Raw genomic sequence first — 10,637 nt, forward strand, 5'->3', positions numbered from 1 at the left:
ACCGCCTCGACCCCGGCGCGCGAGCGGGCGAACGCCAGCGTCTGCACGCCGCCGCCGACGAGCCGGGACAGAAGGCGGGCGCTCTCGGTCGAGGCCGCCGGCCGGTGCGGGCGGCCGTGCTCGTCGACATACTCCTGCGGCTCCCACAGGGCAAAGGTCAACGCACCACGGGGCGAACCGTCGTGGGTGACCTCGGCCACCGGCAGGCCCACCAAGTCGCTCGCGTGCGCCCCCGGCTCGCCCGCGGTCGCCGAGGCGAACACGAACACGGGCGCACTGCGATAGCGCTCCAGCACTCGCCGCAGCCGGCGCAGCACGAGCGCCACGTGCGAGCCGAAGATCCCGCGATAGGCGTGCGATTCGTCGATGACCACGATCGACAGGGCCCTCAGGAAGGAGGCCCAGCCGGCGTGCCCTGGCAGCAGAGAGTGGTGGACCAGGTCCGGGTTGGTCAGCACGATGTTGGCGTGGTCGCGGATCCACCGCCGCTCCTCGGGCGCCGTGTCACCGTCATAGGTGGCGGCCCGCACGCCGGGCAGCGCGAGCCGCGTGATGTGGTCGGCCTGGTCGGCGGCGAGCGCCTTGGTCGGCGCGAGGTAGAGCATCGTCGCCCCGCGGCCGTTGGGTGCCCGGGTGCCGTCGAGGACGGCGGTCAGCCCGGGCAGGAGGTACGCGAGGGACTTGCCGGACGCCGTGCCGGTGGCGAGCACCGTATGCCGCCCGGAGCGCACCAGTTCCGCGGCAAGAGACTGATGGCTCCACAACGCGTCGATCCCGGCGCCGGTCAACGCGGCGACCAGTGCCGGGTTGATCCACTCGGGCATTGCGCTCGTCGCACCGGTCCGACTCGGGAAGGAGCGGACGTGCAGAAGCGGCCCATGGGGCGCTACACCCGAGAGGGTGGACAAAATGTCCACGGGGGCCTGCCCCGAATGGGCGATAGGGGCGTGACCTGCGGTGTCGTGTGGTGCTGATGTCATCTGTCGTCTACGGTAAGCGCGGCGGTGACCACGCGGTCACCAGACTCCCAGCTAAGGAAGTGCTAGCCACAATGCTGTCCGTGTCCTCGGACAACCACTCCGACGTGGTCGTCGTTCATGTCAGCGGCGACGTCGATGCGCTGAGCGCGGGAAGCCTCCGCGACGAACTCACCCAGGCCATCGCCGGCGGCGCCACTCGGCTGGTGGCAGACCTCAGCGAGGTCACCTTCATGGACTCGACCGGACTCGGTGTGCTCGTGGGTCGGCTCAAGGCCGTCCGGATGGCCGGTGGCGGGCTGCATTGCGTGGTGACGACCGAACGGCTCCGCAAGATCTTCTTCGCGACCGGACTGGAGCGGGTGCTGCCGCTCTACGAAGACGTCGAGGGTGCCGTCGCATCCTTCGATCCCCAATCGTGACGTGACGAGGGACACACCGCGCAAGGTGTTTCTCGACACGGCGATAGCCTGACCTCAACGTGTCCTGGGCCGGCGACGCCGCCGCGCCCGGGGCCTTTTGACGAACAAAACCCATCGAGGAGGATGGCGGATGACGCGCCCCCTAGGCATGCTGCCGACGGCTGAGTCGGCACTGGAACTGACTGGAAACAACCTTTACCTGGTGTATGCGGTGGCTGCGATTGCCGCCATCTCGCTGATCATGGGCTGGGTCTTCCGCGCCCAGGTGCTGGCACACGACCCGGGCACCGAGAACATGCAGACCATCGGTGCTGCCGTGGAGGAGGGCGCGCAGGCCTACCTGCGTCGCCAGTTCCGCACCCTCGGCATCTTTGTCGTCCTGGTGTTCGGGCTCTTGCTGTTGCTCCCGGCCGACACCGGCGCGGTCAGGTGGGGACGCTCGGGCTTCTTCGTCGTGGGCGCTCTGTTCTCCGCGGCCATCGGCTACCTGGGCATGAGCCTGGCGGTCAAGGCCAATGTGCGCGTCGCCGAGGCGGCCCGCCAGGGCAAGCGGGACGAGGGGATGAAGGTCGCCTTCCGCACCGGCGGTACGGTCGGGATGGCGACCGTCGGCCTCGGTCTGCTCGGTGCCTCGATCGTGGTGCTGATGTATGAAGGCGACGCTCCCAAGGTGCTCGAAGGCTTCGGCTTCGGCGCGGCCCTGCTCGCGATGTTCATGCGGGTCGGCGGCGGCATATTCACCAAGGCCGCCGACGTCGGCGCCGACCTGGTCGGCAAGGTCGAGGCCGGTATCCCCGAGGACGACCCCCGCAACGCCGCCACCATCGCCGACAACGTCGGCGACAACGTCGGCGACTGCGCCGGCATGGCCGCCGACCTCTTCGAGTCGTATGCCGTGACCCTCGTCGCCGCCCTCATCCTCGGGTCCGTCGCGTTCGGCACCTACGGCCTGGTGTTCCCCCTCATCGTCCCCGCGATCGGCGCGGTCACCGCGCTGCTGGGTGTCTTCATCACGAAGGCCCGGCACGGCGAGAACGCCCTGAAGGCGATCAACCGCGGCTTCTACATCGCCGCCGCTGTCTCGGCCGTGCTGACCGCGGTCGCGGCCTACGTCTACCTGCCGGACACCTTCGCGGGCCTGAGCTCCGGCGCCCCGGACATCTCGGCACTCGCCGGCGACCCCCGGCGCACCGCCTTGCTCGCGGTGCTGATCGGCATCGTGCTCGCCGGCATCATCTTGTGGCTCACCGGCTACTTCACCGGCACCGAGGACAAGCCCACCAACGATGTGGCACGCACCTCGCTGACCGGCCCGGCGACCGTCGTGCTCTCCGGGATCGGCGTCGGCCTGGAGTCGGCGGCCCACACCCCGCCGCAATCATCGGTGGCGCGGTCTACCTGGCGTTCCTGCTCGGCGGCGGATCGACCGCCCTGGCGCTCTTCCTCGTCGCACTGGCCGGCTGCGGCTTGCTCACCACCGTCGGGGTCATCGTCGCGATGGACACCTTCGGCCCGGTCTCCGACAACGCCCAGGGCATCGCCGAGATGTCCGGCGACGTGGACGGTGACGGCGCTCAGATCCTCACCGAGCTCGACGCGGTCGGCAACACGACCAAGGCCATCACCAAGGGCATCGCGATCGCGACGGCGGTCCTCGCGGCCACCGCCCTCTTCGGGTCCTACTCCGACGCCTGGCGCGGTCAGCTGCAGCGGATCCTCGACAGTGGCGAAGTCACCGAGGAGCCGAGCCTGCGGACCCAGAACCTGTTCGAGCTGCAGATCGTCACGCCCAATGTCCTCGTCGGGTTGCTCCTCGGCGCGGCGGTGGTCTTCCTCTTCTCCGGTCTGGCCATCAACGCCGTGACCCGCGCGGCCGGCGCCATCGTCTTCGAGGTGCGCCGCCAGTTCCGCGAGATCCCCGGGATCATGGAGGGCACGGCCAAGCCCGAATACGGCAAGGTCGTCGACATCTGCACCCGCGACAGCCTGCGCGAGTTGGCCACCCCCGGCCTGCTCGCCGCCATGACGCCGATCGCCGTCGGCTTCGGTCTCGGCATCGGCGCCCTCGCCGGCTTCCTCGCCGGGGCTATCGGTGCCGGTGCGCTGATGGCGGTCTTCCTCGCCAACTCCGGCGGCGCATGGGACAACGCCAAGAAGATCGTCGAGGACGGCCGGTTCGGTGGCAAGGGCACCGACGCCCACGCCGCCACCGTCATCGGCGACACGGTCGGTGACCCCTTCAAGGACACCGCCGGACCGGCGATCAACCCGCTCATCAAGGTGATGAACCTCGTCTCGGTGCTCATCGCTCCGGCCATCGTGACCTTGACGATCGGCAACAGCGCCAATGCGGGCATCCGCTACGGCATCGCCGGCGCCGCCCTGCTGATCGTCGTCGCCGCGGTCACGGTCTCCAAGCGCCGGTCCATCTCCATCGGCGGGGACGACGCGCCGGCCGTGGACGCCACCCCGGCGGCTCATGCCCCGGCCCCGGTCGGCAGCCGCTCGGATCTCGCCGAGCACACGGCCGTGCAGGTCGAGGAACGCGACGTCGACCCCCGCTGATCAGGTCAACGACCGATAACGATCCCGCCAGGCCCGGCGTGGGCTGCCTCCGAGGCAGCCCACGCCGGGCCTATTTTCGCCAGCACGACAACCTGATTCGGGGTTCCCACGTCTGGGGGAACAACGGCGGGAGGGACCCGCAGCCGAACGACGGAGGGTGAGTGCGATGTCGCAGATCGTGGTGTTGAGCCGGGCCGGGGAGGCGAGCTTGCCGCCTGCCAGCGTCAAGGCGCTGCGGGTGCGGCATGGGGTGCGTTTCCTCCAACGGCATGACGCACCGACGGGGGAGGAGGCTGCCGAACTGCTCGCCGGCGCCACGGTGCTCGCCTCGACCAATGCCACCCTCCCCGTCCTCGACGACGCCCTGTTGGACCGGCTCCCCGGCCTGCGTCACGTCGTGCTCTACGCGACCGGCTACGAGCACCTGGACATCGAGGGTCTCGCCGGCCGCGGCATTACCGTCACCACGCTCCCGGAGTACGCGACCAATGGGGTCGCCGAGCACGCCCTCGCACTGATCTTCGCCAGCGCCACCCGGATCCACCTGGCCAACGACAAGGCCCGCGGTCGCGCCCCCCACCATGTCTCTCTGCGCGGGGTCGAGATCAGCAACCGGACGCTCGCGATCATCGGCATGGGCCGGATCGGGCGCCGGCTCGCCCAGCTCGCCGGCGGCCTCGGCATGAACATCATCGGTGTGGACATCGACCCCGACGCGGTCGCCTCCGCAGCGGCCGCCCGGATCCGCATGGTCACCCACGAAGCGGCACTGCGCGAGGCGGATCTGGTCGCCCTGACGGCCTCGACGATCGAGGGCCACTTCCCGATCCTGGGCGCCTGCGAACTCGCTCTCCTCCACCCCGACGCCTTCGTCGTCAACGTCGGCCGCCCCGTGCTCGCTGACACCGACGCGGTCCGCGACCGCCTCTTGGCCCGCCGGCTGCGCGGGTATGCCGTCGACGAGGTTGCCCTCGATCCCGGCGACCCGATCGACGCCGTCCTGATGGCCGAGGGCCGGGTGCTGCAGAGCGCGCACAGCGCGTGGTGGCGCGATGAGGTCCTCGCCCGGGGAGCGCAGATGTTCGCCCAGGCGATCCAGGCCGCCGCCGACGGCGCGCCCATCCACGTCGTGGGTCCCCGCGACCACGCCCTCGCTGCGGCACGCTAGGGAGATGCCGGCAATGAACCCCGTGATCGCCCGCGCCCGGACCCGCCTCGTGGTCGCCCTGGCGGCCCTCGCCGTCCTCGCGCCCGCCGCCCTCGCCGCAGCGCAGTACCCGCGCTATTGGGAGTGGATCGCGCTGGAACTGACGCCGATGACTTGGTTGCAGACCGTGCTGCTCGTGCTCTCGGCGGCCACCTCGGCCGTCATCGCCGTGATCGGCAAGGTCCACGGCTGGTCGCGCGCCCTGCGCATCCCGCACTGGCTGCTCGCGGCCGGCTTCGCCTATCTCGCGCTCGATGACCGGTTCGCGATCCACGAACGCATCCGCGACCGCATCCTGGCCCCGCGCGACATCTCCATCCCCGGCCTAAGCTTCCTCGCCCCCGGCGACTTCCAGGTGCTGCTCATGGGCATCGCCGGCCTGATCGTGCTGCCCTTCGTGTTGCGCGCCCTGCGCCGCGACCGGCTGGCCCTGTGGCTGTTCGTCCTGGGTGTGGTCTGCTCGGTCACCTCGATCGGCATGGACGCCATCGACCCGGCCACCATGCCCGTCGACGTCGAACGCCTCGAGCAGACCCTCGAGGAGTGCGTCGAACTGCTCGCCGCCGCCTTCTATGTCGCCGCTCTCGGGGTGCGCCTCCTCGGCCTGCTCGACCCCGCGACGTCCACTGCAACGTCCAGCGCCACGTCCACGCAGATGGCTGCCCAGACGCCGGAGTATGCCGCCGTCCCGGCCGCTGCCGGAACCGTCCCGGCCGCTGCCGAAGCCGGCCCGGACTCGCGCATGCCGACGGGCCACGACCCGCGCCGCGGGCCCGGCGAGGACGGCGTCTACGCGCCGCAGGCCGAGCGCACCGAAGAACTCCTGACCACCCGCGCCGGCCGGCTCTGACCGCCCGACCACACCGCCCGACCACACCCCGACGCGCAGTCGCCACCAGTCGAGAGAGCGCGACACGCCCATGTTCCGGCTGGAATATGGGCGCGTCGCGCTCTCTCGATGTGAGTGGGCGAAGACGCGGCGCCGCTAGGCTGAGGCGTGCTGAGTTCCGAACCCGCCCTCATCGCGGCCCTGCGCGCGGACCTGAGCGCGGCACCGTTCACCGTCGAGCGCACCGGGGCGGTCCTGGGCCCCGTCGCGGCGGGCGCCCTGGCGCGCGAACAGGTTTTGCCCGCGGAGCGGGCAACGCGCGACAACCCGGACCCGGCTGCCGTGCTCATCCGCTTGTTCACCCTCGGCGATCCGGTCGACCGGGCGACCGTGGACGCTGCCCTGCCCGCCCTCGGCGGGGCCGGCGCGCTGGCTCTCGGGCTGGTCCGCGACGCCGGCGATGCCTTGATCGCGACCTGCGACCTGCGGCCGTACGGCGACCAGGAGCACGCCTGGTGGCTGGCCTCCGACCTGTCCGAACTGGCGACCCGGGCACCGCTGTCGGAGGACCATGTGCTCGGCGTCGGAGGCGCGTCCACGACGCTGGCCTCCTGGACCCCACGGCCTCGCGTCGGCCGCGCCCTCGACCTGGGCACCGGATGCGGCGTCCAGGCTCTCCACCTGAGCACCCACGCCGAACACATCGTCGCCACCGACATCTCCGACCGGGCCTTGAGCTATGTCCGCTTCAACGCCGCGCTCAACGGCCAAGAGTGGGACATCCGTCACGGGTCGATGCTCGAACCCGTTGCAGGAGAACGCTTCTCCCTCATCGTGAGCAACCCCCCCTTTGTGATCACCCCGCGCGACCACGGGATGCCGACCTACGAATACCGCGACGGCGGTCAGCAGGGCGACGCCGTCGTCGCCGACCTCGTCACCCGGCTCGGCGAGCACCTCGAACCGGGCGGCATCGCCCAAATCCTCGGCAACTGGGAGATCGTCGGCGCTGCCCCGTGGCAGGATCGCGTCGGTGCGTGGGCCCGCGCCGCGGGCGTCGACGTCTGGGTGGTGCAGCGCGAGATCCAGGACCCTGCGCAGTATGCCGAGACCTGGGCCCGCGACGGCGGACACCAAAGCGGGACAACGGATTTCAACCAGATGTATGCCGCGTGGCTCGACGATTTCGCCGCCCGCGACGTCACCGGCATCGGCTTCGGCATCATCACCATGCACCGGCCCGAGTCCGACCGGGAGCCGTTCGTCGACCTGCTCGACGCCCGTGGGCCCGTGGCCGCTCCGATGGGACCGGCCGTCCTCGCCGGCATCCAGGCGCGGGTCTGGCTCGCCGAGCACGACGACGACGCGATCCTCGACACCTCGTGGTCGGCAGCCGCGGATGTCACTGTCGCGCAGCACTTCCGGGCAGGCAGCAGCGACCCCGAGGTCATCGAGGTCGCCCAGGGCGGCGGGCTCGGCTACCGCGAGAGCCTCGACACCGCGAGCGCGGCATACCTCTCCGTCGCCGACGGCGACCTCACTGCCCGGGCGGCCCTGGCCGCCATCTCCGGCCTCCTCGAACTCGACCAGGACGAACTCGTCGAAGCGATGCTGCCGCGCCTGCGCCGCTGGATCGCGGCCGCCATCCTGCGTTGAGGCGACCCCGCTGGCGCGATCGTCAACGGCGGACTGGGCTACTCCAGCGACGACGGATGCGACGTGGCCACCTTGCCGTCGAGCGGACAGTTGCCGAGCATCTGGAGGGTCTTGGTCACCCGGTCGAAGGTAGTCGGATTGCTGCTCGCCGTGGCCGGGGTGATGACATGCCCGGCCAGGTTGACCTTGGTCGGCTGGTAGGTCGCGGATGAGATGACCTTGCCGGAGGCGTCGCGCTCGAGGGTGACCGTGACGTGGACCCCCTCCTGCGTCTGCGGGATCAGCGAGGCGTCGACACTGGGCGACTGGTTGGACAAGAAGTTGCCCAGCCCGTAGAAGACGTACTTGCCGTTGATGACCGAACACGGCTGCACCCGGTGCACGTGGGTGCCGAGGATCAGGTCGACGTCGGGGGATTGCAGCAATGCCGTCGCGACGCGGGTCTGGTCCTCGGTGGGATCGTCGACGTATTCCTGGCCCCAGTGCATCGAGACGACGACGAAGTCGGCACCGTCGGCCTTGGCCTGCTTGGCATCGCGGATGATGCCCTCGGAATTGACTGCGGGCCACAGGGATTCGCCCAGCCACGGCGCCTCGGGTGGCACCTTGGTGTTGGGCCCCCAGTCGTTGTAGATCGTGTAGGTGAAGGCGAGATGGGCGACCTTGACGCCGTTGACGTCATAGGTCGTCACCAGGCGCGGCGTCGTGGCCGATCCCCCCGGCGCGGCGAGCTTGACGCCCGCGGTGTCGAAGACCTTGATGGTGTCCTGCAGTCCGGCCAGCCCGCGGTCCCACGTGTGGTTGGACGCGAAGTCGCAGCCGTCATAGCCCGCGTCCTTGACGGCGTCGGCGAGTTCGTGCGGGGTGTTGAAGACCAGCACCCCCGGCTGGCTCAGATTGGTATTGGTCGAGGTCAGCGGCGTCTCCATGTGGCAGATGGAGATATCGCTCTTGGCGATCAGCGGCGCGACCTTGGCGAACATCGGCCGGAAGTCATAATGGCCGGCGGACCCGGCATACGCCTCGGCGCTGCGGCGCACGGCCACGTGCGTGAGCAGGTCGCCGCTCGCCCCGATCGTCACGCGGCCCGCGCTCGCGCCGGATTTCGACGACTTCGAGGGGGATCCGGCCGTGGATTTCGAAGACATCGATCCGGCCTGCTGGGCGGACGACCCGCCGCGTGCCGCGCTCGTCGACTCCGCCCCGTCGCCGGCGCAGGACGTCAGGCCGCCGCCTACCGCTGCGACGACCGCCATCGCCAGGACCCGCCTACCCCGCACCTCACCCATGCTAGGGGCGCGTGCTGGTCACCTGTGGGAGGTCGCACTCGTGGTGTCGGCCACTCGGGCCGGGCTGCTTCGGGCGGAGGCTAGGCCGCGAACTCCCACGACCGCTTCGAGAGCCCGAACCAGAAGCCGTCGATGACGCTCTGGTTGGCGATGCCCCCACTTTGGTATGCCGCGCCGAGGGCGACGTACAGCGGCGCCCAGTGCTCGGTGCGCGGGTGGGCGAGCCGGGCGGCGGGGGCGCGGTGGCCGAAGTCGAGCAGGGCGTCCAGGTCCTCGCTCGCCATCGCCTCCGCGGCCCAATGGTCGAACTCGGCCGAGGCGGCGGGGGCGGGGCCGTCGGCGCCGGCACCGGGGTCGAACCAGCGCAGGTTGTGGGTGGTGAAGCCCGAGCCGACGATCATCGTCCCGGTGTCGCGCAGCGGCGCCAGCGACCGGCCGAGCTCGAACAACGCCCGCGGATCGAGCGTCGGCAGGGACAGTTGCAACACGGGGACGTCGGCCTCCGGGTACATCTCGACCAGTGGGACGTAGGCGCCGTGATCGAGGCCGCGGGACTCGTCGCGGTGCACCTGCCCGCCGAGCAGGCGGCTGACGTCGTCCGCGAGAGCGGGGGCGAGCGGCGCGGCATACCGCACCTCGTAGTACTTCTGCGGGAAGCCCCAGAAGTCGTAGAGCAGCGGCGCCGGCGCGGCGCTCGCGCTGACGGTCACCGGCGCCTCCTCCCAGTGCGCGGAGACCATGAGTATGGAGTCGGGCCGGGCGATCCCGGCCGACCAGTGCGCGAGTTCCTGGGTCCAGCGGGCGTCGTCGGCGAGCGGCGGCGCGCCGTGCGAGAGGTAGAGGATCGGGGCGCGATCGGTCATCCGAGCAGCATACGACCATTTAATTCATTTTTCAACTAACTTGGTGCGATGGCCGAAAACAGGGGAGCGTCGTATACGGTGGCGCCGATATGCCCGCCTCGGCCCTCCGTGGCCGAGGCTGGTGACGGAAAGGTGAGTGGTGGTGTTGGCCGGGCGCAAGCTCGTCATCGTGGAGTCTCCGGGGAAGATCAAGAACATCTCCGCCTACCTCGGGCCGGAATACGACATCGAGGCCTCCTTCGGTCACGTCCGGGACATCCCGACCCCGTCCGAGATGCCCGCGGACATGAAGAAGGGTCCCTTCGGCAAGTTCGGCATCGACGTCGACAACGACTTCGAGCCCTACTACGTCGTCGACCCGGACAAGAAGAAGCGCGTCTCCGATCTGAAGAAGCTGCTCAAGAACGCCGACGAGCTCTATCTCGCCACCGATGACGATCGCGAGGGCGAGGCGATCGCCTGGCACCTGTACGAGGCGCTGCAGCCCAAGGTCCCCGTCAAGCGGATGGTCTTCACCGAGATCACCCGGGAGGCCATTCAGCGGGCGATGGCCAACACCCGCCAGATCGACGAGAACCTTGTCGAGGCTCAGGAGACCCGGCGCATCCTCGACCGGCTCTATGGGTATGAGGTCAGTCCCGTCCTGTGGCGCAAGGTGCGGGCCGGGTTGTCGGCGGGCCGGGTGCAGAGCGTCGCGACCCGGCTGGTCGTCGAGCGCGAGCGCGAGCGGATGGCCTTCCGGGCGGCGTCCTACTGGGATGTCGAGGCCGACCTTGCCACGGACGCCGGGGAGAGCTTCACTGCGCGGTTGACCGCCGTCGACGGCACG

The 10,637-nt window shown here is 70.2% G+C and carries 9 protein-coding genes and 1 pseudogene; 7 read left to right on the forward strand and 3 right to left on the reverse strand.

Annotation, left to right across the window (positions count from 1 at the left end; translation table 11 throughout):
• A partial coding sequence (locus tag BN11_RS11030; RefSeq protein ID WP_235435443.1) for a DEAD/DEAH box helicase occupies nt 1-824 on the reverse strand: 824 nt, incomplete at its 3' end.
• A 227-nt stretch (nt 825-1,051) separates the two neighbouring features.
• Between BN11_RS11030 and BN11_RS11035 the strand changes: the two genes are divergently transcribed.
• The 6 genes and pseudogenes from BN11_RS11035 (at nt 1,052) to BN11_RS11055 (ending at nt 7,656) form a co-directional block, all read left to right on the forward strand.
• The gene (locus BN11_RS11035) at nt 1,052-1,399 is read left to right on the forward strand and encodes an STAS domain-containing protein (protein ID WP_048697607.1); all 348 of its coding nucleotides are present in this window, start codon (nt 1,052-1,054) and stop codon (nt 1,397-1,399) included.
• A 241-nt stretch (nt 1,400-1,640) separates the two neighbouring features.
• Nucleotides 1,641-2,705, forward strand: a pseudogene (locus BN11_RS26130) (sodium/proton-translocating pyrophosphatase); the annotation flags it as partial.
• Entirely contained in the window at nt 2,639-3,964 is a 1,326-nt protein-coding gene (locus BN11_RS26135; RefSeq protein WP_407667982.1) for a sodium/proton-translocating pyrophosphatase, read from the forward strand. The pseudogene BN11_RS26130 and the gene BN11_RS26135, both read left to right, overlap by 67 nt.
• Nucleotides 3,965-4,130: 166 nt before the next feature.
• A complete protein-coding gene (locus BN11_RS11045) occupies nt 4,131-5,132 on the forward strand; it encodes a 2-hydroxyacid dehydrogenase (RefSeq protein ID WP_048697609.1) in 1,002 nt (333 codons plus the stop codon).
• Between the two features lie 4 nt (nt 5,133-5,136).
• Nucleotides 5,137-6,021 carry a hypothetical protein gene (locus BN11_RS11050; RefSeq protein ID WP_157044089.1) on the forward strand — a complete coding sequence of 295 codons (885 nt, stop codon included), beginning with the start codon at nt 5,137-5,139 and terminating at the stop codon, nt 6,019-6,021.
• A 147-nt stretch (nt 6,022-6,168) separates the two neighbouring features.
• Nucleotides 6,169-7,656: a N5-glutamine methyltransferase family protein gene (locus BN11_RS11055; protein ID WP_048697615.1), complete on the forward strand. Its 1,488-nt coding sequence runs from the start codon at nt 6,169-6,171 to the stop codon at nt 7,654-7,656.
• A 38-nt stretch (nt 7,657-7,694) separates the two neighbouring features.
• Here BN11_RS11055 and BN11_RS11060 read toward each other — a convergent pair whose 3' ends face one another.
• Both BN11_RS11060 and BN11_RS11065 read right to left on the reverse strand, forming a co-directional pair.
• On the reverse strand, nt 7,695-8,936 hold the full coding sequence (locus BN11_RS11060; RefSeq protein WP_162213215.1) for a CapA family protein: 1,242 nt from the start codon (nt 8,934-8,936) through the stop codon (nt 7,695-7,697).
• An 89-nt stretch (nt 8,937-9,025) separates the two neighbouring features.
• Complete coding sequence (locus tag BN11_RS11065; RefSeq protein WP_048697620.1) at nt 9,026-9,808, reverse strand: dioxygenase family protein; 783 nt, start codon at nt 9,806-9,808, stop codon at nt 9,026-9,028.
• 142 nt (nt 9,809-9,950) lie between these two features.
• Here BN11_RS11065 and BN11_RS11070 point away from each other — a divergent pair.
• Nucleotides 9,951-10,637, forward strand: a 687-nt coding sequence (locus tag BN11_RS11070) for a DNA topoisomerase (RefSeq protein ID WP_048697623.1), incomplete at its 3' end; no start/stop codon positions are given.

The organism is Nostocoides australiense Ben110 (genome assembly GCF_001050535.1).
Lineage (GTDB): Bacteria > Actinomycetota > Actinomycetes > Actinomycetales > Dermatophilaceae > Nostocoides_A > Nostocoides_A australiense.